The organism is Kitasatospora kazusensis (assembly GCF_039529945.1).
GTDB lineage: Bacteria > Actinomycetota > Actinomycetes > Streptomycetales > Streptomycetaceae > Kitasatospora > Kitasatospora kazusensis.
The window spans coordinates 1-20100 of record NZ_BAAANT010000025.1 but is presented as its reverse complement, the minus strand read 5'-3'; the positions used below and the strand labels follow the sequence as shown (position 1 = coordinate 20100).

19 protein-coding genes and 3 pseudogenes are annotated in these 20100 nt (G+C 72.3%); 8 read left to right on the top strand and 14 right to left on the bottom strand.

The window, feature by feature from the left end; genetic code table 11:
- Positions 1–54: 54 nt before the first annotated feature.
- The 4 genes from ABD330_RS20530 to ABD330_RS20515 all read right to left on the bottom strand — a co-directional run bounded on the left by ABD330_RS20530 (position 55) and on the right by ABD330_RS20515 (position 7259).
- On the bottom strand, positions 55–1887 hold the full coding sequence (locus tag ABD330_RS20530; RefSeq protein WP_344467198.1) for a glycoside hydrolase family 15 protein: 1833 nt from the start codon (positions 1885–1887) through the stop codon (positions 55–57).
- A gap of 207 nt (positions 1888–2094) precedes the next feature.
- Positions 2095–3465 carry an ABC transporter permease gene (locus ABD330_RS20525; RefSeq protein ID WP_425555594.1) on the bottom strand — a complete coding sequence of 457 codons (1371 nt, stop codon included), beginning with the start codon at positions 3463–3465 and terminating at the stop codon, positions 2095–2097.
- Entirely contained in the window at positions 3462–4406 is a 945-nt protein-coding gene (locus tag ABD330_RS20520; RefSeq protein WP_344467196.1) for an ABC transporter ATP-binding protein, read from the bottom strand. Before ABD330_RS20520 ends, ABD330_RS20525 begins: the two co-directional genes overlap by 4 nt.
- 108 nt (positions 4407–4514) lie before the next feature.
- Positions 4515–7259, bottom strand: a complete 2745-nt coding sequence (locus ABD330_RS20515) for a PKD domain-containing protein (protein ID WP_344467194.1) — start codon at positions 7257–7259, stop codon at positions 4515–4517.
- A 280-nt stretch (positions 7260–7539) separates the two neighbouring features.
- Between ABD330_RS20515 and ABD330_RS20510 the strand changes: the two genes are divergently transcribed.
- Together ABD330_RS20510 and ABD330_RS20505 are read left to right on the top strand one after the other, a co-directional pair.
- A complete protein-coding gene (locus ABD330_RS20510) occupies positions 7540–8100 on the top strand; it encodes a methyltransferase domain-containing protein (protein ID WP_344467337.1) in 561 nt (186 codons plus the stop codon).
- A 5-nt stretch (positions 8101–8105) separates the two neighbouring features.
- The gene (locus ABD330_RS20505; protein WP_344467192.1) at positions 8106–9095 is read left to right on the top strand and encodes an SIS domain-containing protein; all 990 of its coding nucleotides are present in this window, start codon (positions 8106–8108) and stop codon (positions 9093–9095) included.
- A gap of 85 nt (positions 9096–9180) precedes the next feature.
- Here the strand turns inward: ABD330_RS20505 and ABD330_RS20500 are convergent, their stop codons facing one another.
- The gene (locus ABD330_RS20500; protein WP_344467190.1) at positions 9181–10026 is read right to left on the bottom strand and encodes a class I SAM-dependent methyltransferase; all 846 of its coding nucleotides are present in this window, start codon (positions 10024–10026) and stop codon (positions 9181–9183) included.
- Positions 10027–10170: 144 nt separating this feature from the next.
- Positions 10171–10956, bottom strand: coding sequence for a spermidine synthase (locus ABD330_RS20495; protein ID WP_344467335.1), 786 nt, complete (start codon positions 10954–10956; stop codon positions 10171–10173).
- Between the two features lie 295 nt (positions 10957–11251).
- On the opposite strand from ABD330_RS20495, the gene ABD330_RS20490 reads away from it, so the two are divergent.
- Positions 11252–12211, top strand: coding sequence for an alpha/beta hydrolase (locus tag ABD330_RS20490; protein WP_344467188.1), 960 nt, complete (start codon positions 11252–11254; stop codon positions 12209–12211).
- Positions 12212–12250: 39 nt separating this feature from the next.
- Here the strand turns inward: ABD330_RS20490 and ABD330_RS20485 are convergent, their stop codons facing one another.
- On the bottom strand, positions 12251–13252 hold the full coding sequence (locus ABD330_RS20485) for an AI-2E family transporter (protein WP_344467186.1): 1002 nt from the start codon (positions 13250–13252) through the stop codon (positions 12251–12253).
- Here ABD330_RS20485 and ABD330_RS20480 point away from each other — a divergent pair.
- Positions 13245–13445 carry a hypothetical protein gene (locus tag ABD330_RS20480; RefSeq protein WP_344467184.1) on the top strand — a complete coding sequence of 67 codons (201 nt, stop codon included), beginning with the start codon at positions 13245–13247 and terminating at the stop codon, positions 13443–13445. The two genes, ABD330_RS20485 and ABD330_RS20480, sit on opposite strands and share 8 nt — an antisense overlap.
- A 164-nt stretch (positions 13446–13609) precedes the next feature.
- Here ABD330_RS20480 and ABD330_RS20475 read toward each other — a convergent pair whose 3' ends face one another.
- From ABD330_RS20475 to ABD330_RS20455, 5 genes are all read right to left on the bottom strand, one after another.
- Positions 13610–14098 carry a DUF1269 domain-containing protein gene (locus ABD330_RS20475; protein ID WP_344467182.1) on the bottom strand — a complete coding sequence of 163 codons (489 nt, stop codon included), beginning with the start codon at positions 14096–14098 and terminating at the stop codon, positions 13610–13612.
- 144 nt (positions 14099–14242) lie between these two features.
- Positions 14243–14863 carry a hypothetical protein gene (locus ABD330_RS20470; protein WP_344467180.1) on the bottom strand — a complete coding sequence of 207 codons (621 nt, stop codon included), beginning with the start codon at positions 14861–14863 and terminating at the stop codon, positions 14243–14245.
- A gap of 291 nt (positions 14864–15154) precedes the next feature.
- The gene (locus ABD330_RS20465; RefSeq protein WP_344467178.1) at positions 15155–16150 is read right to left on the bottom strand and encodes a winged helix DNA-binding domain-containing protein; all 996 of its coding nucleotides are present in this window, start codon (positions 16148–16150) and stop codon (positions 15155–15157) included.
- 86 nt (positions 16151–16236) lie between these two features.
- The gene (locus ABD330_RS20460; protein ID WP_425555593.1) at positions 16237–16989 is read right to left on the bottom strand and encodes a glycerophosphodiester phosphodiesterase; all 753 of its coding nucleotides are present in this window, start codon (positions 16987–16989) and stop codon (positions 16237–16239) included.
- Positions 16990–17080: 91 nt separating this feature from the next.
- A complete protein-coding gene (locus ABD330_RS20455; protein WP_344467174.1) occupies positions 17081–17497 on the bottom strand; it encodes a TOBE domain-containing protein in 417 nt (138 codons plus the stop codon).
- A 251-nt stretch (positions 17498–17748) separates the two neighbouring features.
- Between ABD330_RS20455 and ABD330_RS20450 the strand changes: the two genes are divergently transcribed.
- A complete protein-coding gene (locus tag ABD330_RS20450) occupies positions 17749–17949 on the top strand; it encodes a hypothetical protein (RefSeq protein ID WP_344467173.1) in 201 nt (66 codons plus the stop codon).
- A 102-nt stretch (positions 17950–18051) separates the two neighbouring features.
- On the opposite strand, the pseudogene ABD330_RS32510 reads toward ABD330_RS20450, so the two are convergent.
- Positions 18052–18146 (bottom strand): annotated as a pseudogene (locus ABD330_RS32510) (IS982 family transposase); the annotation flags it as partial.
- A 41-nt stretch (positions 18147–18187) separates the two neighbouring features.
- Positions 18188–18643: a hypothetical protein gene (locus tag ABD330_RS20445; RefSeq protein WP_344467171.1), complete on the bottom strand. Its 456-nt coding sequence runs from the start codon at positions 18641–18643 to the stop codon at positions 18188–18190.
- Positions 18644–18785: 142 nt separating this feature from the next.
- On the opposite strand from ABD330_RS20445, the gene ABD330_RS20440 reads away from it, so the two are divergent.
- The 3 genes and pseudogenes from ABD330_RS20440 to ABD330_RS20430 form a co-directional block, all read left to right on the top strand.
- On the top strand, positions 18786–19463 hold the full coding sequence (locus ABD330_RS20440; protein ID WP_344467169.1) for a sigma-70 family RNA polymerase sigma factor: 678 nt from the start codon (positions 18786–18788) through the stop codon (positions 19461–19463).
- 236 nt (positions 19464–19699) lie between these two features.
- A pseudogene (locus tag ABD330_RS20435) lies at positions 19700–19810 on the top strand (IS630 family transposase); the annotation flags it as partial.
- A 127-nt stretch (positions 19811–19937) separates the two neighbouring features.
- A pseudogene (locus ABD330_RS20430) lies at positions 19938–20009 on the top strand (DUF3761 domain-containing protein); the annotation flags it as partial.
- Positions 20010–20100: the final 91 nt, after the last annotated feature.

Below are 20100 nucleotides of genomic sequence, written 5' to 3'. Positions count from 1 at the left end.
CGCAGCCGTACGGCCGGGGCCGGCCGGGGCTCTCGGTGCGGCCCGCCGTGGGGCTCAGCCGAGGGCGCGGTCCAGGTTGAAGGCGGCGCTGATCAGCGAGAGGTGGGTGAACGCCTGCGGGAAGTTGCCGAGTTGTTCACCGGTCCGGCCGATCTCCTCGGCGTAGAGACCGAGGTGGTTGGCGTAGGTGAGCATCTTCTCGAAGGCCAGCCGGGCCTCCTCCAGGCGCCCGGCGCGGGTGAGCGCCTCGACGTACCAGAAGGAGCAGATGGAGAAGGTGCCCTCGGATCCGCGCAGGCCGTCCGGGCTGGCCTCCGGGTCGTAGCGGTAGACCAGCGAGTCGGAGACCAGGTCCTGGGTGAGCGCGTCCAGGGTCGAGAGCCATTTGGGGTCGGTGGGCGAGATGAACTTCGCCATCGGCATCATCAGCACGGAGGCGTCGAGGACGTCGTCGCCGAGCCCCTGGGTGAACGCCCCGCGCTCGGGCGACCAGCCCTGGCGCATGATCTGCCGGTAGATCACGTCCCGGTTCTGCCGCCAGCGCGGAAGATCGGCCGGCAGGCCGCGCCGGTTGGCCATCCGGATGGCCCGTTCGAGGGCCACCCAGCACATCAGCCGCGAGTAGACGAAGTTCCGCCGGCCGCCCCGGGTCTCCCAGACGCCCTCGTCGGGCTGGTCCCAGTGGTCGCAGAGCCAGTCGACCACGGCGCCGACCTCGTCCCAACGGTCACTGCTGATCGGCTGACCCCACTTGTCGTACAGGTAGATCGAATCGATCAGCGCTCCGTAGATGTCCAGTTGGAGCTGCTGGGTCGCGGCGTTCCCCACCCGCACCGGAGCGGATCCCAAGTGCCCCTCCAGGTGGGACAGTTCGGTCTCGGGCAGCTCTCTGCGGCCGTCGATGCCGTACATGATCTGCAACGGGCCGGCCGCGCCGGTGCCCGGTGCGATGCCCCGGTCGGACAGGAAGCCCATGAACGCCTCGGCCTCCGCGGTGAAGCCCAGGCGGAGCATGGCGTAGACGCAGAAGGCGGCGTCGCGGACCCACACGTACCGGTAGTCCCAGTTGCGCTCGCCGCCGACCAACTCGGGCAGGCTGGTCGTCGGCGCGGCCACGATCGCGCCGGTCGGCGCGTAGGTGAGCAGTTTCAGCACCAGCGCGGAGCGGTGCACCACCTCCCGCCACCGGCCCCGGTAGCGCGACTGGCCCAGCCAGTGCCGCCAGAACCGGACCGTCGCCTCGGCCTGCGCCTGCGCCTCGGCGTGCGGGCAGGCCCGCGGGCGGACGTCGTCGCCGATCTGGTCGAGGGCGAACACCACGGACTCGCCTTCGAGGAGTTTGAAGTGCGACCACACGTCCCTGCCGTCGCTCTCCAGCGGCGCGGTGGAGGTCAGCGCCAGCGAGAGCGACGGGGACTCGAAGACGGCCTCGTGGGCCTGGCCGCGTACGGTGTGCGGTTCGGCGCCGTAACCGAACCGCGGGGCTATCCGGGCGGCGAACGGCAGAGTCCCCCGCACGCACAGCACCCGCCGGATCAGCCGGTGCCGGGCCGCCTCGCGTGACTCGTCGACGACCGGCATGAAGTCCTGGATCTCGGCCACCCCGTCGGCGGCGTAGAACCGCGTGATCAGCACGTTGGTGTCGGGGAAGTAGAACTGGCGGGTGCGCGCGGGCACGTCGGCGGCCAGCTCGAACGACCCGCCACGGTCGGCGTCCAGGATGGCCCCGAACACGCTCGGTGCGTCGAAGCGCGGGCAGCAGTACCAGTCGATGGTGCCGTCGGTCCCGACCAGCGCGGCGGTGCGGAGGTCACCGATCAGGCCGTGCTCGGCGATCGGCAGATAGCGCGAGCCGTCCACGTGCCCGGATCCGTTGCCGAACTCCATGCCGGCCTCCCTACCGTTCTACTGCGGGCAGGTGCGGGGTCGAGAAGACCTTGCCTCTCATGGTAGATCGCCCCCGGACACCGGCGCGGCGGGCCGGAGGCGCCCCGGACGGGCTGCCGCGCCCGGCCGGCCGGAGCACCGGAGCTCCGGTCCCGGGCTGCGCCTGCGCGTCAGCCGCGCGCGATGTTCATCCGGGTTCCTCCGGGTTCACCCGGCGAGCAGATCGACGTTGCCGTCGAACTGCCAGAGCGGGTTCGGCACCGCCTGTCCCCCACTGACGATCAGGAAGTAGCCGTTCACCTCGACCGGGCCGTCCCCGTCGGCGGTGTACCGCCCGTTCGCGCCGACATCGAGCTGGTAGATGGCCTGGGCGGTGGAGTTGTAACCGGGGACGGTCCAGGTGACCGTGCAGCGCCAGTCGTTCCCCGGCCCCTCCTGTGCGCCGAGTCCTGCGCTCTTGTCGCAGGCCGCCGAGGTCTGCAACTGCGCTTCGGAGACCGCCGGCCGGCGCATCTGCGCCTGCTGGAACCGGTAGAGGTGGGCGAACGCCGTGGCCACCGACCGCTGCACCTTGGCCTGGCCGATGCCGGAACCGCCCGCCCCGGTCGTCACCGCGAGAGCACCGGCCGTCACGGCCAGCACGCCGGCCAGCGGGAGGACTCCCAGGGTCACCGCCCTGCGGCCGGCGCCGTCGGTGTGGAGACCGGTGAAGTCCCGGCGCAGGAAGAGCAGGTAGGCCAGTGCCGTCGCGACGACCGCCCACACCAGACCGACCACGACACCGATCAGCAGGGGCCCGAGTTGCCGGGGATCGGCGAACAGGCCGTTCCAGGAGATGAAGGCGTAACCGGGCAGGGCCAGGCGCACCGGGACCGGCAGCGGCAGCAACTGCGCCACCTGCATCCCGAGGGCGGCGAGCATGGGCAGCAGCAGGCCCATCGGGGACCGTCCCAGGGCGACGGACCCGAGCAGCCCGATGGCCGCCAGGGCGAGCGTCGGCGCCAGCACGCAGACCCAGGCCAGCAGGACGTCTCCGGCAGCGGCCGGGCCGGAGAGCAGGTGGCCGTCCAGGCCGACCAGCGGCTGGTTCCCCTCCGCGAGCAGTCCGCCGAACACGCTGGAGACGGCCAGGCCTGCCACCAGCAGCCCGATGACGGTGATGCTGGCGATCGCCTTGGCCGCGAAGATCCGCCGGTGCGAGCGGACCGCGACGATCAGATGGCGCCAGGTGCCCAGCCGGTCCTCGGCGGCGAACACGTCGCCGGCGACCATGGACGTGACCAGCGGCAGCGCCCAACTGCCGGCGACGCCGAGCACCACCAGCGACCCGGCCCAGCCGGTGGCGTGCATCCACCGGCCGAACAGGGTGTCCGACGGCAGCGTGCTCTGCTGGTCGATCGCGAAGACCAGCAGGCCCGGACCGAGCCAGCACAGCCCGATCAGCAGGCGCACCCGCCAGGCGGAGAACTGCTTGACCAGCTCGAAGCGCAGGACGCGGGCCACCGGGACGGGGCGCACGCCCGCCGTCCCGGCCGTGGCCCCGACGGGGGCCGGGGCGTCGGCGACGGTCGCGGTCACAGGTCGGCCTCCTGGTCGGTCAGGGCGAGGAACGCGGCTTCCAGTGGTGAGACGACGGGCGCCAACTCACGTACGGCGATGCCGTCACGGACCATGCGGACCACGAGTTCGTCCACGGCAGCCACCCGTGCGCGGACGACGATCACGTCGGTGTCCGGTCGCACGGGGGCGTCGTGGCCGTCGATGATGCGCATCCCGGGTATCGCGGCCGCGACCGCGCGAGCGGCGGACGGGTCCGAGGCGCGCAGCCGGTAGTCGAGTTCGCGGCTGTCGTCGGAGAGCTTCGACACCGGTCCGGAGAAGACCACGCGCCCGGCGGCCAGGATGGTGACCTCGGAGCACAGCGCCTCCAGGTCGTCCATCCGGTGGCTGGACATCACGACCGTGACGCCTTCGGCGGCCAGCCGGCTGAGCACACCGTGCACGTGCTTCTTGCCGACCGGGTCCAGGCCGTTGGACGGCTCGTCGAGCACCAGCAGCCGTGGCCTGGTCAGCAGCGCCGCGGCCAGCCCCAGCCGCTGGCGCATGCCCAGCGAGAAGCCGCGGACCTTGGCGTCGGCGGCATGGGCGAGCCCGACCTGCTCCAGCGCCTCGCCGACACCGGTGGCGGGCGCGTCGTCAGGGCGCAGCACGAGGAGCGCTGCGAGGTTCTGCTTCGCGGTGAGGGTGGGGTAGAGGCCGGGCCCGTCGACGAACCCGGAGACACCGTCGGGCGCGGCCGGTGCGCGGCCCACCGGAGTGCCGAGGATCTCCAGACTCCCTTCGTCGGCGACGGCCAGGCCCAGCAGCAGGCCGAGGAGCGTGGTCTTGCCGGCGCCGTTCGGGCCGACCAGGCCGTGGATCTGACCCTGCGTCATGCTCACATCGATGTGGTCGAGGGCGACGACATCACCGAAGACCTTGGTGATGCCGCGGCCTCGCACCGCGACGGGTGTGTCCATCCAGTCATCCATCCCTCAGCCGGCGTTCAGCGCCGGGTGGTGCACCGCAGTGCACCACCCGGCGCCCCTCTCGTGTCCGGATCAGCCGCGATCAGCTGATCGTCGGGCTCAGCCGACGTTCACCGCGGTGTCGTCGAGCACGAACGACGTCTGGTACTCGAAGTCCTCGGCACCGGTGAACTTCAGCGTCACCTGCTGGCCGGCGTAGGCGCCGAGGTTGAAGCTGTGCTGCGCGTACCCGGTGTTGTGGTTGAGGTTGGAGTAGGTGGCCAGGGTGCCCAGGACGGTGCCGGAGCTGTTCAGCACCTGGACCTTGAGGGTGTCGTAGGCGCTGGTCGTCGAGGTCTCGGCCGTGTTGACGTGCAGCCAGAAGCTGAGGTTGTAGGTGGTGCAGCCGGTGGGCAGCGTGACGGTCTGGGCGAGGGTGTCGGTGGTGGCCTTGCCCCAGCCGTCGAGCCAGGCGTCCCAGGTGCCGCCGTGCGGCGGTTCGGTGCTGCTCTTGTTGATCACCGAGACCGGGCTGTGCGTCGAAGTCACCGTCCACGGCGCAGGGTTGGTGCTGCCGTTCTCGAAGCCCGGGTTGCCGAGCAGCTGTTGTGCCTGGCAGCCGGAGCCGGTGGGGGTGGCGGACGCCTCGTTGCTCTGCGCCCCCTCGCCCACGCCGTTCACCGCGCTGACCTTGTAGTAGTAGGTCTGGCCGGCGGTCAGCCCCGTGTCGGTGCACGAGGTCACCGCGCCCAGGCCGCTGCAGCCGCCGCCGGTCAGCAGCGTCTCGCCGCCGCTGGCGGTGCCTCGGTACACCTTGTACGAGGTGATGTTCTCGCCGCCGGTGTTGGACGGCGGCGTCCAGCTCAGCGCGGCCTGCCCGGTGCCGGCCGTCGCCGTCAGGCCGGTGGGTGCGCCCGGGACCGTCGCGGCGATCGGTGAGGCCGTGAGGGTCACCGTCGAGGTCGCGGTGTTGGGCGGGGAGGCGCTGTCGGTGACGGTCAGCGTCGCGGTGTAGGTGCCCGGCGTGCTGTAGGTGTGGCTCGGGTTCTGCGTCGTACCGGTGGTCCCGTCACCGAAGTTCCAGCTGTAGCTGTACGCCGGGGTGCCACCGGTGCCGGTGCCGGTGAAGGCGACGGTCAGCGGCACCTGGCCGGAGGTCGGGGTGCCCGAGGCGGTCGCCGCCAGCGGGTTGCCGACGGCGTTGACCGTGGTCGTCACCTGCGAGGTCGCGGTGTTGGCCGGCGAGGCGCTGTCGGTGACGGTCAGCGTCGCCGTGTAGGTACCGGCGCTGCTGTAGGTGTGGCTCGGGTTCTGCGTCGTACCGGTCGTACCGTCACCGAAGTTCCAGCTGTACGTGTACGGGGCCGTGCCGCCGGTGGCCGAGCCGGTGAAGTTCTCCGTCAGCGGCGCGTTGCCGGTGGTCGGGGACCCCTTGGCGCTCGCGGACAGCGGGGTGGAGCCCTGGACCCAGAAGTCTTCGAGCGGGTCGCCGAGTGCGGCCTGGTCCGCGGTCGTCATCGGGAAGGTGGACGGGCCCAGGTTGTCGTTCGGGTCGATGACGCCGGAGTGCACGTTCTCCATCGTGCGCTCCATGGCCGCGAGCACGTTGCTCGTCGTGTACGCCACGTGCGAGATGTAGTGCTGCTTCACGTAGGCCGACGGCCCGATGACGACCAGCGGCACGCGGTAGGTGTTGCTGACGTGGTCCCCGCCGTTGCTGCCGTTCTGGGTGTCGTCCTCGGTGACGACGATCAGCGTGTTGTCCTTGTACGTCGGGTTGCTCTCGATGGAGTTGACGATGTTGTTCGTCGCGGTGTCGTTGCCGGGGACGTCCTGGTAGGTGCCCGGGTGGTCGTTGAACAGCTCGACGTAGTTGTAGGCCGGCATCCCGTTGGTGTTGATGAAGTTGATGTAGTCGTTGGCGACCGTGCTGTCCGGGATGCTCTGGTTCTGGCAGGTGTACTCGTTGTAGTGCAGCTCTTCGGGGATGTTCGTGCCCGGGCGGTTGGGCGGCAGCACTTCGAGCTTGCCGTCGGCCGGGTTCTTCCAGTAGCCGCTGCCGCTGCTGAGCATCCAGTAGAAGTCGCCGTTCATGACGAACGTGTACGGGCTGGTGCCGCTACTGGTGCCGGTCGGAGTCGTGCACGCGTTGGTGCCCTCGTCCGTGGGGCCCGAGCCGCCTTGCAGGAAGCGGTCGAACTGCGTGCCGCCTGCCGGGTAGGACTGCTGCTGGCTGCTGGACGAGGACTGCGCCGAGAACATCCACCAGTGGTTGGGTCCGGACGGCGGCTGGGTGCCGGTGCTGTACGCGTCGGACAGCGCGTAGTTCTTGGCCAGCGTGTGCAGGGCGGGCACGGAGCTGATGTGGTTGGTGCTCTGCACCTGGCCGTTGCAGCCTGCGCCGACCGTGGTGGCGCAGTCGCCGAGATAGTCGTCGAAGGTGTGGTTCTCCCGGTAGATGACCACGAAGTGCTGGAACCCCGGGAAGTACGGTGCGAGCGGGTTCACCGCCGTGGTGGGCTGCCCCACGACCGACTGCTTGCCGTCGGCCGTCCGTACGACGCTCTTGTCGGTGATCTTGAAGTCCTTCGACTGCGGGAACTTCGCGAACTCCACGCCGGGTGCGGCGAACACCGCGCCGGTGCAGTCGAAGTCGTCCGGCTTGTAGGTCTGCGGGCGCTGACCCACCGGGAGGTTCTTGGCGTTCGCCGGGCTGGTGGCCGGGTTCCACCCCTTGAGCGTGCACGAGCCGACGCCGGTCGCGGGATGCTTACCCGCTCCCTCGGCCGTGGCCAGCGAGGCCCCCGTCAACGTGACGACGGCGAGCAGGGCCGCGCCCGCCGATCTTTTCTTCCACTTTCTCATCGACACCCCTCCACACATGATCGTGCATGGTCAGATGACTACGGTCCGTATGGTTGCCGCGAAACGGACAGTGAGCAAGTAGATGCGCGTAGAATTTTTCCGGAACCGGGGTCTTCGTCTGGCGTTCCTCTCCTGTTGTCGCAGGGTTCGGCGGCTCTTGGACACCGCCGAGTGTGGGCCGGCCGGGGCCCCGAGGTGCTCGGTGGGTCCCGTGCCGGATGTTTGACGCAGCGTCAGATCATAGGTCGACGGTGCCGGTCGTGTTCCGGAGGTTCAGCCGCTGCGGACCGGCGGCCGGGCACCAGGCCTCCTTCGTGCAGGCCGACATGCGCGACCTGAGCGCCTCCCGCAGGGCTCGTTCGACGCCGTGGTGAGCCTGCACACCAGCTTCGGCTTCTTCGACACGGACGAGGAGAACCTGGCCGTCCTGCGCGAGGCGCACGACGCCTTGGCGCCGGGCGGCCGACTGCTGATCGACGTGATGGACCGGGACCGGTTCCTCACCCGGAGCGGCGAGTCCTTCGGCACCGCCCCGGACGAGTTCGCCATCCGCAACTTCGACGCCGGCACCGGCACGACCTACCTGTACGAGGAGCGGTTCACCCCGCTCACCAGCCGGATCAGGTGGAACATCGATGCTTTTGACACCACCTCAGGTACGGTCGGACGGAGCGTGACCGCCGACTACCGCGTCTACAGCGCCCACGAACTCACCGCCCTGCTCACCCGTGCGGGCTTCACCACGGCCGGGCTGTACGGCGACTACGACCTCGCCCCGTTCCACATCCACTCGCCGCACCTCATCTGCACGGCCACCCGCGCCACCGCCCCAAGGAAGTGACCCCCATGCCCCGCACCTTCCAGGAGACCGCCCTCCACCGCATGATCCACGCCCAGGCGGAGGCCGTCGACCGGCTGGCCGAGGCCGACCTGTCGGCGGCCGCCGAGCGCCTCGCCGGAGCCGGCCGGGTGCTGCTGCTCGGCACCGGGACGAGCCAGCACGCCGCCGAGCTCGGCGCCATGATGCTCACCCACGCCGGGCTGGACGCCCGCTGGTCCACGGCGGCGCAGTTCGCCCGCTGGGGGGCGCCGCTGCGCACGGACGACGCCGTGGTGGTGATCACCCACACGGCCGAGACGGCCTTCGCCCTCCGCTGCCGCGAGCAGGCTCTGGCCGCAGGCGCCCGCACGGTGACGATCACCGGCGTCGGCACCGAGTGGCCCGAGGCGATCCGGACGGTGGCGAAGGAGCAGTCCGAGACCTACACCGTCAGCTACACCGCCGCCCTCACCGTGCTGGCCGGGCTGGCACACCGGCTGGGCGCCGAGAACTACGGCCCCGAGCAGCTGCACCGCGCCGCCGGGGCGATCCGCGAGGTCTGCCAGGACCCCGGCCTGGACGAGGTCGCGCTCCCCGCCCGGGCGCTGGCCGTGATCGGCGCCGGGCCCTGGGGCGTCACCGCGCGCGAGGGCGCGCTGAAGGTTCGCGAGGCGGCGCGGATCCTGGCCGAGGGCTTCGAGGCAGAGCTGTACCTGCACGGCTCCGCGGTGCCGTTCGGCGCCGCGGACGGCCTGCTGCTCCTGGAGCCCGACGCCGACCCGGACGGCCTGGTCGCCGCTCTGGGTGAGGCCGCCGAGGAGGAGGGTGTCACCGTCGGCACCCTGACCGCCACCGGCGCGGCCGCCGGGCTGCCCCCGGCACTGGCCCAACTGCCCCTGACCGTCCGGCTCCAACTGCTGGCCGGCCACTGGGCCGCGCTGCGCCACCAGAACCCCGACGTGGCCATCGTCGGCGCCTGGGCCAAGACCGGGCTGTGGTCGCTGGGCGCGCCGTAACCCTTCCACCTGCGCCGGGGCGGCCGCACTCCCGGGGCGGCCTCGCTCCCGAGGACGTCGGCCTCCCCGGCGCGGGCAGCTCGTACTACGGCCGCCCGGGCCGCTCGGCGAAGTCCAGGACGGTGACCGAGGGGCGCCGGGTGGACAGCGGCGGGACGGTCAGGGCGAGCGGCAGCAACGCACCGGCGAGCCCACGCCCGCTCGGCCGGACGTCCCGCACGGCGGCCACCGCCGGGTCGGCGCTGCGGAGCTTGGCCCGTTCCCCCGCGTCCATCGACCAGGGCATCGGCGGCACCTGGTAGCCGTGGGTGCGCATCCTGCCGCTGCGGGTCAGCCGGGCGAACCAGTGCGGCACCGCGTCCAGCACCAGCGAACCGCCCGGGAACAGCTCGGCGCAGCCCGCGATCAGGGCACGTACCTGGGCCGGCCGCAGGTACATCAACAACCCCTGCGCGGTGAGCAGCACCCCGTGACTGCGGTCCACCTCCTCGGCCCAGCCGAGGTCGGTGGCGTCGGCGGCCAGGTACCGCTGGCGCGGACCGGGCGGCAGCAGCCGCTCACGCAGCTCCACCGATTCGGGCAGGTCCACGGTGAGCCAGTGGGCCCGCCCGTTGTCGATCCGCCAGAACTGGGTCTCCAGCCCCTCCCCCAGGCAGACCACCGTGCCGCGCGGCTCCCGCTCCAGGAAGTCGGCCACCTCCCGGTCGAAGCAGGCCACCCGCATGGCCTGCAGCCGGGCCTGGAGGGGGCTGGTGCCGAACCGCTCCGCGAACGGGTGGTCGAGCCGGTCCACCAGCTCGACGGCCTTGGGATCGTGCAGCATCGCGTCGGGCCGACGGGCTTCGGCGGCGCGCTGGTAGAGCGTCCAGAGCGCGGTCTCCGGGATCACCCCCAGCTCCGCCTTGACCTGCTCGGGCTGCTGCGACGTCATCCGGCTGCTCCCCTTCGTGTGGCCCTCTCGTGTGGCCCGTTGCTGGCATTCTGGCACCGCCGCCGCGCTGACGCCCGATCAGCCCGCCACCGGCCCGGCACCCGCCCGGCGCCCGCCCGGCGACCCCCGCTGTCGACCCCGCGTTCAGCCGACGCTGAACGCGCCGTCCGGCGGTGGCGGTGAGTCCTCGGCGGCCGCGTCCGGCACCGGCGCCGTGCCCCGGACCAGTGCGGACAGCTCGGCCGCGTCGCAGAGCCGGGCTGGGAAGGCGTCGCCGGCCAGGCGGCGGCCCAGTTCGGCCACCGGCAGCGGCCGGTCGGAGCCGACCAGCAGCACGTTGCCGTAACGGCGCCCGCGCAGCACCGAGGGCTCGGCGGCCAGGCAGACCTGCGGGAACACCTCGCGCAGCGTGGCGGCCTGGGCCTTGGCGAAGGCCAGCGGCGGGCCGTCCGCGAGGTTCGCGGCGTAGCAGCCGCCGGGGCGCAGCACGGCCGCCGCCTCCCGCAGGAACTCGACGGAGGTGAGGTGGGCGGGGGTGCGCGAGCCGTGGAACACGTCCGCGACGAGTACGTCCACCGAGGCCGCCGCAGTCGTCCCGAGGGCTTCGCGGGCGTCGCCGACGGTGACGTCGATGCCGGACGGCCAGGGCAGGTGGTCGGCGACCAGGCGCACCAGCGGGCCGTCGACCTCCACCACGTGCTGCCGGGAGCCGGGCCTGGTGGCGGCGAGGTAGCGCGGCAGGGTGAGCGCGCCGCCGCCCAGGTGCAGCGCGGCCAGCGGTGCTCCGGCGGGGGCGAGCACGTCGAGCAGGTGGGCGATCCGCCGGGTGTACTCGAACTCCAGGTGCGTCGGGTCCGCGAGGTCGACGTACGACTGCGGGGTGCCGTCCAGGGTGAGCAGCCAGCCCTGCTCGTGGTCGATGTCGGGCATCAGCTTCGCGGTACCGAGGGCGACCGGGCGCAGTACCGGCAGCCGGTCGTCCTGCTCGGCCCCGGCGGTCACCCCGGTCGCCCCGGTCCCACCGGTCACGCCGGCACCTGTGCGTACGCGGCGGACGGGCGGTCCGGGTGCCTCACGGCGGCGGTGTCTGTCGGCATGACGGCAGCATAGGCCCCTGCGGCGGAGCCGACGGCACGCGCCGGGCTACCGGCCGGTATGGTCGGTGTTCCGGTAAGCGGCGAAGGCCGAAGCGGCAGGTCCAGAGCAGAGATCGGGTGCGGCAGACGTGGAGTTCCGAGAAGACATCCTGGGTGCCCCGTACGAGGCCGCGGAGCTGCCGCTGGCGCCCGACGAGGAGGGCGCCGCCAGCGCGACGCTGGTCAGGTGGCTGGCCCCGGGCTCCCGGCGGGCGGTGCTCTACCTGCACGGCTACACCGACTACTTCTTCCAGACCAACCTCGCCGAGCACTTCGTCGCCGCAGGCTTCTCCTTCTACGCCCTGGACCTGCGCAAGTACGGCCGCTCCCTGCGTCCGCACCAGTCGCCGAACTTCGTCCGCGACCTGGCCGCCTACGACGAGGAGCTGGACGAGGCGGTCCGGGTCATCCGCGAGCAGGACGGCCACACCCAGCTGCTGGTGAACGGCCACTCCACCGGCGGCCTGGTGGCCTCGCTGTGGGCCGCGCGGCGGGCTGGCGGCGGCACGGTCGACGCGCTCTTCCTCAACAGCCCGTTCCTCGCCATGCCCACCAGCCCGGCCGTGCGCACCCTGGGCGCACCCGCCGTCCAGGCGCTCGGCCGGTTCGCCGCCACCAGCAAGCTGCCCGCACCGCTGAACCCGCACTACGTGCACAGCCTGCACCGCGACCACCGGGGCAGCTGGGACTTCGACCTCGCCCTCAAGCCCGCCGAGGGCTTCCCGCTGTACGCCGGCTGGCTCGCCGCCATCCAGCGCGGGCACCGCCAGGTGCGGCGCGGCCTGGGCATCGACTGCCCGGTCCTGCTGATGGCCTCCACCGCCTCCACCGTCACCGGCAAGTGGGACCCGGCGCTGCTGCACACGGACGCGGTGCTGCGCGCCGACGACATCGCCGCGCTCGCCCCCCGGCTCGGCCGGCACGTCACCACCGTCCGGATCGACGGCGGCATGCACGACCTGGTCCTCTCCGGCGAGCAGGCCCGTACCCGGGTCTTCGCCGAACTGGACCGCTGGATCGGCACGTACGTCCCGGCGCCGACCGCCTGAGCCCGCGGGCACCGGCGGCTGCGGGGCCCGCCCGGTGCTCTACCGCTCGGCCGCCGTGGTGCTCGTACCGCGCAGCACCGAGACGACGCCGACCGCCGCCGCGCAGAGCGGGACCGCCAGCAGGGCGCCGAGGATTCCGGCGACGCCGGCGCCCGCGACCACCGCGAACATGATGGTGGCCGGGTGGAGTTCGACGGTGCGGCTCTGGATCACGGGCTGCAGGATGTTGCCCTCGACCATCTGTACGGCGAGCACCACGCCGAGGGTCCACAGCGCGGTGCCGAGTCCGCCGTCGGCGAGCGCCACCAGCACGGCGACCGTGCCGGAGAGGAACGCCCCGATGAAGGGGATGAAGGCGCCGAGGAACACCAGCGCGCCCAGTCCGGCCGCGCCCGGTACGCCGAGGATCACCAGGCCGACGGTGATGAAGGTGGCGTCGATCAGGGCGATCAGGGTGGTGCCCCGCATGAAGCCGGCCATCGCGGCGAACGCCCGCTGCCCGCAGGCGACGACCAGGTCGGCCCGCTCGGCGGGCAGCAGCGAGTGGACGAGGTCGCCGCTGCGGTGGCCGTCGCGCAGGAAGAAGAAGACCAGCGCGAGGGCCAGGATGCCGCCGGTGAGGAACTCGGTGGCGATGCCGAGGCCGGAGAGCACGCCGCTGGCCAGCGAGCCGACCAGCGAACCTCCCGCCGAACTGCCGGAGCCGGCCGCGTCCGCGAGCCCCTGCTGGAGCTTGACGCCGGTCGGGCCCAGCCAGCCGGCCAGCTGATGGCCCGCCTGTTTCAGCGACTCGGCGATCTGCGGGGCGCTGTGCACCAGCGAGTTGGTGAGCACGCCCAGCACCCCGCACACCACCGCGACCAGGACGACACAGGTCAGTGCGGCCGCCAGACTGCGCCGCAGGCCGTGCCCGACCAGCCACGGCATCACGGGGTACAGCAACGCCGTGCCGAGCAGGGCCAGGATCAGCGGGACGGTGGCCGCGCGCAGGGCGACGAAGGCGTAGACCACCAGGGCGGCGACCGAGATGAAGATGATCACCGCGACGGACCACGCGGCGGCAGCCCGCACCCCGGGCGGCAACGACTGGTACGGCCTGCGGCTGCCGCCCGGCCCCCCGCCCGATCCCCCGCCCGACCGCGCATCCGGCGTGCCCCCGTGGGTGGACTCCTGCGCCATGCCCGCCTCCGCCCTGCCACCAGGCCGGCCGCACACCTCGCGGCACACCGCCTGACCGGATATCCGATCGATCCCCGTCTGCCGGGCTCGCTCCGACGGCCAACCGTCGAAGGCCAACTGCCGGCTGCCGTCGCCCGCCCCGGCAGCGTGAAGCGGAAGGCACGGGCCGCGCCTTCCGCTTCACGCCGGCCCGCACCACACCCGCGGGCGGGGTCTAGCTCACTGGGATCCCGCCAGGTGCTCGGCGAGCTCCTTCTCGTCCTCGTCGGTGAGGGAGGTCTTGAGCACGGTCCCGCCGTAGGGCTGCATCGCCGTGGCGAACTTGTCCTCGGTGATCTTCGAAGCCATGATCACGACGGCGGCGGAACCCGGCTTGAGCAGCGCCTGCACCTGGTCCCGGAACTGCTCGTTGATCCCCGACTTGCCGAGCTTGCCCAGCAACCCGCCGATGGCGCCGCCCAGCAGGAACCCGATACCGGGCACCAGGAACAGCAGCCCGAAGATCATGCCCCACAGGGCGCCCGAGGCGGCCGACGCCCCGACGATCGCGCTGGGGGTCTCGACGTGGTTCTTGCCGTCCTTGTCCACCGAGACCACGGCCAGCCCGGTGAGATTGACGACGAGGTCCTTCTGCAGGCCCTGGACCTCGGCGTACGCGTTCTTCGCGACCGCCAGGTCCTCGTACCCGATAACGATGAGCTCGGACATGTGTTTCCCTTCGTCCTGTTCTGGAAGTCGATGGCCAGGAGTCCGCAGCGAGGAATTCACGGCGGGGAGTCCACGGCCGGGAGGTGCACGGACCGGCGGCCGTCCGCTCCACCCGGACGGGAGCCGACGGCCGGACGGCGTCTCTCAGTAGCGGACCGCGCGGGTCACCACGGGGACCAGCGCGACGCCCCGGGACTTGGCGCTGAAGGCGACCGGCATCGCCTTCTCGCCCGGCGCGACGTTCTCGGCTCCCACCACGGCGCTGTCCACGGTGTGGCCGGTCGTGTCCGTGAAGTCGACCTGCACGGCGTAGGAGGCGGTCTTCAACGTCGAGTTGGCGATCGTCACCACCACCGCGTTCAGTCCGCCGGTGGTCGCGATCGGCACGCCGGTGATCGTCACCTCGCCCAGCGCGTTCCCTCCGCCGGCGACCGCCGCCAGCGCGGCCGAGGCGGAGGCCTGGGCCTGCGCGCGCCCGGCGGAGACCGAGGCCTCGAAGGACGCGGCGGCGGCCGAGGCCGACGCGGCGGCGGAGGAGACGGCCGCCTGCGCCGAGGAGGCGAGCGAGGCGAGCGCGGAGGGCGGCGAACCCGAGAAGGAGGAGGTGGCCGGCGAGAACGGGCTGGTGCTCCCGGGGGACGGCGTGGGCGAGGATCCGCCGGAGGAACTGCTGCACGCCGACAGCCCGGCCACCACCGCCAGCAGCACCAGCGCCCCACGCCGCCCGCCGGACGCCGCGCCCGACCCGACAAACCATCCGCTCACAGGAGACCACCCGGGGTCCAGGGCCGGGACCACTCCCGAGCCGTCTCTCCCCACAGTCCCCATGCCACGATGCGACCGCGACCCGCGCGGGTCCATTCGGGGGCGTACGGACGGGGACCACGACCCGGCGCCGCTCCCCGCAGACTCCGGTACGGGCCCGCCGCACCCGGGCCGCAGGTCCCTCGGAAACCCCCAGAGGCACGCCGGACCGCGCGAAGCCGGAGGCGACACCGCCGCACACGGCGGAGCCGAGCCCCCCGGGCCCGGGTACGGCGGAGCCTTCGGCGCCGCTCAGCCGTCGGCCGGCTCCACCACGACCCGCTCGCCCCCCGTGAAGTCGAGCAGCAGTGCGCCCTCCTCCTCGGTCGCCGCCAGCTCCGAGGAGCGCAGCGGCGCGAACGGCCGCACCCGCAGGGTCCCGGCCTCGATCCGCCAGACCCCGGCCACCAGCCCGTCCACCAGCAGAGTGCCCAGCACGATCCCGTTCTGCGTCATCACCCGCGTCCGGTACTCCTCGGGCAGGACTCTGCTCCGGTCGGCGTGCGAGAGCAGCAGGTTGTCGAACGGCGCGAGCAGCCGGACGGGCGCCGGCACGTCCTCGCCGGGGCGCGGCGCGTCCGTGAGGTCGTACAGCGTCCGGCCCTGCTCGTCCCGGAGCAGCACCAGCTCGGGCGCCAGCCCCGCGAGGACCGGGCCGAGCCCGGTCAGGCCGCACCACTTCTGCACGTCGGCGGCGGTGGCCGGGCCGAACGCCGTCAGATAGCGCCGCACCATCGCCGCGAGCGACGGCGCCGGGTCCAGTGGCTGCCCGAGCCAGTGCTCGGCGGTGGTGTGCGCGGCCGGCCCGCTGCGCCCCCACAGACCGCGCGGCGGGACCTGCACCAGCGCCAGGCCGGCCCGGACGGCCTGCGCCAGCGCCGCCGGGTCGCGGTCCGGGTAGGCCGGCCCCAGCAACTGCCCGAGCTGCTGGAAGGTACGCGGCTCGGCCTCGACCAGCCCCCGGCCGCGCGCCGCCACCTCCGCCGGGTCCAGGCCTGCCAGCCGCTTGCCGTACGCACCGCGCAGCGCGCGGTCCAGCACCGGCTGGACGAGCGGGCGCAGGGTGCGGCAGTCAGCCGCCGTCACCAGGTGGATGGTGCCGCGCTGAAGTGCGACCCGGACCACCCGGCGGCGCTCGATCAGCTCGGTCAGCGCCTCGGGACGGAAGCCGTCGAGCCGCGACCAGAGCCCGAAGTAGGGCGGCTCCGGCACGGCCTGGGCCTGGAGGCCGACCAGGTGCCCGACCATCGCCTCCGCAGTGTCCGTGGTCCGGGCGAGCAGGTGCTGGCGGGCCAGCAGGGCCCGTCCGAGCGCGCGGCGGGTCAGCGCGGCGGTCAGCGCCTCGCTCCCCGGGTGTGGGCGTCCAGGACCGAGCGCAGCAGCGCGACCCGGTTGCTGGTCAGCGAGTCGACACCGGCCCGGAGCAGCCGGGTCATGGTGCGGCGGCGGTCCACCGTCCAGGTGCTGACGGCGAGTCCGGCCTCGTGGGCGGCAGCGGTGAAGTCCTCGTCCACCAGGCCGAACGGCGGGTTCAGGTAGCGCGGCCGGAGGTCGGCCAGCAGCGCCCGGCCGGGCAGCTGGGGCAGCTTCCAGGTGAGCGCCAGCTCAGCGTCCGGCGCGAGCTCCCGGACGGCGAGCAGCGCGCCGACGGGGCCGCAGAAGGCCACCCGGTCCTCGGCCCCGAGACCGCTGACGGCCTGCCAGGTGGCGGCGGCCGGGCCGGCGGTGTCCAGGTCGATCAGCAGCCGGGCGGCGGGCGTGGCGGCGACCGCCTTGAGCCCCTCGGCCAGGGTCGGCACCCGGATGCCCGGGCTCCCCAGCGAGCCGAGCTGGTCCAGGGTGACCGCGCCGACCGCCCGGGGGTCGCCCCAGAGGCGTTCCAACGTCAGGTCGTGCAGCAGGACGGGCACGCCGTCCCGGGTCAGCTGGACGTCCACCTCGACGGCATCGGCACCGGCCGCGAGGGCGGACTCCACCGAGGCGAGGGTGTTCTCCCGGAAGCGGTACGGGTCACCCCGGTGGGCGACCGCGAGCACGGGCCGGGCATCGAACACCGGCCGGGGCAGGGCGGACGTGGGCACTGGCATCCTCACTCGTCGCTCGTCCGCGTGTCGGACGGTGCAGGGGTAGGGACAGAGGCAGGGGCGGGGGCAGGGGGCGGAGGGCAGGGAGGCGCCCTCAGCTCCGCTCGATCACCACGTTGGTCGACTTGATGACGGCGGTGGCCGGAGCGCCGGGCACCAGGCCCAGTTCCTCCGCCGAGTCCCGGCTGATCAGCGAGACCACCCGGAAGGGACCGGCCTGGATCTCCACCTGCGCGGCCACGTCCCCGAGGATCACGTTGGTGACGATGCCGGGGAAGCGGTTGCGGGCGGACGAGGGCCGGCCCTCGGCCTCGGCGTTCTCGGGCCTGGCGAGCTCGCGGGCGAACGCGGCCAACCGCGCGCCGGCGATGATCCGGTGCCCGTGCTCGTCCCGCTCGGCTTCGAGCCGGCCCGCGTCGACCCAGCGCCGCATGGTGTCGGCACTCACGCCGAGCATCGCCGCCGCCTCCCCGATGCGGTAGCGGTTGACCGACCGGTCGGTCTGGCCCATGGACGCTCCTGGCGGTAGCTCCTGATGTTGTCTCCGCCATCCTGCCGTACGGCGGGGCGCCGAGGCGAAGCGGAGGGGTGACGAAGGCGGGTGGAGCCCCACTGACGGACATTCAGTAGTTTTTCGGGTTTAAACTCACCCAATCGGACAAGCTCACCGCGTCGAACCCGGCCATCCGAACCGGGCGGCCCGCATCGGGCCCGACCGGGCCAACCGGGCCGGGCAGACACACAGACCGAAGGAGCAGCCGCATGGCCCACGGAGCACAGTCCGTTCCGTTCGCGTTCGTCGCCGAGGCGGCGCGCCACCGGAGCAACATCTCCCCGCCGGACCGCGAGCCACGGTCGGCGAAAGCCGTGTGCGGCGGGCTCCTGATAGCACTCCTGGTGATGGCCGGCCTGGCCACCGCCGTGGCGCTGGGCACGCCCGCCCTGCAGCCCCCTACCGCCTGATCCACCGCTGATCTCCCAGCGCCCGGCCTTGCGGCGCTCGACCCTGCGGCGCCCGGGTTGCCACCGCTGCCGCCTCGGACAGACCCTCGATGATCTATTCCAGTCGTACGCGGTAAGTGAGCGCAGACGGGTTGGCCGGTGCGTTCGTTGTGCCAGATCGCGGCGGTCAGCGCCCGAGTTCCCTGCAGGGCACGGACCATCAGGGCGAAGCCCCGGGGGCAGGAGGAGCAGGGTCAGGTCATTCGGCGAGTTCGAACCGGCCGGCGATCTCCTCGATGAGCGGCAGGTGCTCCTCCCACGCTGTGCTTCCCATCCCGAGCGCGAAGGCGGCGCTCCCGCGCACGGCGAAGTACTCCCGCGTCCGGCGGGTGACCGTTCCCTCGTTGTTACGGGTGGCGAACTCCAACATCGCCCCCGGCAGACCGGCAAACCGGACCTCGGTGCGCGTGAAGTCCTCGAAGCCGTGCGCAGCGAGTCGCTCCTGTGCGGCGGCGGCCACCTGCACGGCACTGCGTCCCCCGGCGGGCATCTTGAACACGATCAAGTGCCGGCCCGGTCCTCCGGTGGCACGCAGAATTTCCGGGCCGTTCGCCGGGACGGGGGGCAGCGCCTCCCAGCTCGCGGGCACGTGCAGGACCGCCCCATAAGGGATGATCTTGAATGCTTGCCAGGCGGCATTGCTGACATCAGGCACGAGGTGGCCTTTCCAGGACGGTGTTGCTCGGTCGCCAGAAGGGATACCGGCAGCCGACGGCAGTGCGAACCTCGCGTTCCGCGCTCTGCCCGGTATCCGTAGAGGCGGCAAACACAGGGACCAACCCGAGGAGACCACCACCGTGAGCAGCCAGCAGGCCGGACCCGACGCCTGCGAGCGGGAGCGCCTCGTGACCACGCACGGACATCTCGTCGAGCGCGAGGCCGCCCGCTACCGCACCTGGCACATCGACCGGGCAGATCTGCGCCAGGCCGGCATCCTCGGGCTGCTGATCGCCGCCAGCCGCTTCGAGCCCGAGCGCGCCGTGCCCTTCGGCGCATACGCGCACACCTGGGTACGCAAGGAGATCCAGCGCGCCATCTCCCAACAGGAGTTCCCCGCCGTCGTGCCCGCCGGCCTCGTCGGACGCACCGTCGCCCTGCGCCGCGCCCTGGACGAGAACTCCGACAGCCTGAACCTGGCGGCGGCCGCGCTGGGCATCTCACCGACGATCGTCGCTGCGCTCCACCGACAACTTGGCATCACCGGCCCCGAGGAGTACGAAGAACTACCAGCACCCGGCTATGTTCTGACCGATCCCGAACCTGCCGCTGTCGCGCAGGACTTCACCAGAGCCGTCCGTACCGGCCTGGCCCGCATCGAACCGCGCGAGGCCGAGGCACTGATCCTGCGCTACGGCCTGGACGACCGACCGGAACGGTCATTCCGCCAGATCGGCCGCCACCTCGGAGTCTCCGACCACACCGCCAGGAAGCTCGTCGAACGCGCCCAGGCCGGCCTACGCCCCCTCATCACCTGACGCATCCACCCGGCCCAACCACGACAGGCGTCAAACTCGGACCAGCCCCTTGGAGCAGGTCATCTAGTGTCTTGCGCCAGGAGTTCGTTGAATAACTAGACCGGCCCTATGGCGACGATGGGGCGGCCGATGGCCCAGTTGGTGTTGTCCGAGGATGAGCGGGCGACGCTGGTGCGTTGGTCGCGGCGGGCGAAGTCCTCGCAGGCGCTGGCCCAGCGGTGCCGGATCGTGCTTGGGTGCGCGACGTGGTGGCCCTGTACCTGGACCCACCGGAACGGGCCCTGGTGCTGTGCGTGGACGGGAAGTCCCGGATCCAGGCACTCGACCGGTCCGCACCCGTACTTCCGCAACTGGATCAAGACCTGGAACGAGAACCCCCGCCCCTTCGCCTGGACGAAGACCGCCGACGAGATCCTCGAACGCCTCGCCTCATATCTTGATCGAATTCCCGGCGCAGGACACTAGGACGGCACCTACTCCTACAGTAAGCACTTCTCCGGCACCTGCTCCGGCCACCACGGCGTCCGCTACTGGTACAAGTACTGAAGTTGAACTCGTGATGTCGCTCGGATGGGTGAAGCAGTAGCGTTCACCTGCCTGCGGAGGGCCGGTCCCGGTAGTCATGTGCTGTGAGGTA

Excerpts from the sequence above, each read along its gene's own strand:
- ABD330_RS20495 (WP_344467335.1), bottom strand. The coding sequence starts at position 10,956 with ATGCCCGACATCGACCACGAGCAGGGCTGGCTGCTCACCCTGGACGGC.
- ABD330_RS20480 (WP_344467184.1), top strand. The coding sequence starts at position 13,245 with ATGATCACCGCGACGGACCACGCGGCGGCAGCCCGCACCCCGGGCGGC.
- ABD330_RS20460 (WP_425555593.1), bottom strand. The coding sequence starts at position 16,989 with ATGCCAGTGCCCACGTCCGCCCTGCCCCGGCCGGTGTTCGATGCCCGG.
- ABD330_RS20465 (WP_344467178.1), bottom strand. The coding sequence starts at position 16,150 with ATGGTCGGGCACCTGGTCGGCCTCCAGGCCCAGGCCGTGCCGGAGCCG.
- ABD330_RS20455 (WP_344467174.1), bottom strand. The coding sequence starts at position 17,497 with ATGGGCCAGACCGACCGGTCGGTCAACCGCTACCGCATCGGGGAGGCG.
- ABD330_RS20530 (WP_344467198.1), bottom strand. The coding sequence starts at position 1,887 with ATGGAGTTCGGCAACGGATCCGGGCACGTGGACGGCTCGCGCTATCTG.
- ABD330_RS20475 (WP_344467182.1), bottom strand. The coding sequence starts at position 14,098 with ATGTCCGAGCTCATCGTTATCGGGTACGAGGACCTGGCGGTCGCGAAG.
- ABD330_RS20520 (WP_344467196.1), bottom strand. The coding sequence starts at position 4,406 with ATGGACACACCCGTCGCGGTGCGAGGCCGCGGCATCACCAAGGTCTTC.
- ABD330_RS20515 (WP_344467194.1), bottom strand. The coding sequence starts at position 7,259 with ATGAGAAAGTGGAAGAAAAGATCGGCGGGCGCGGCCCTGCTCGCCGTC.
- ABD330_RS20500 (WP_344467190.1), bottom strand. The coding sequence starts at position 10,026 with ATGACGTCGCAGCAGCCCGAGCAGGTCAAGGCGGAGCTGGGGGTGATC.
- ABD330_RS20450 (WP_344467173.1), top strand. The coding sequence starts at position 17,749 with ATGGCCCACGGAGCACAGTCCGTTCCGTTCGCGTTCGTCGCCGAGGCG.
- ABD330_RS20505 (WP_344467192.1), top strand. The coding sequence starts at position 8,106 with ATGCCCCGCACCTTCCAGGAGACCGCCCTCCACCGCATGATCCACGCC.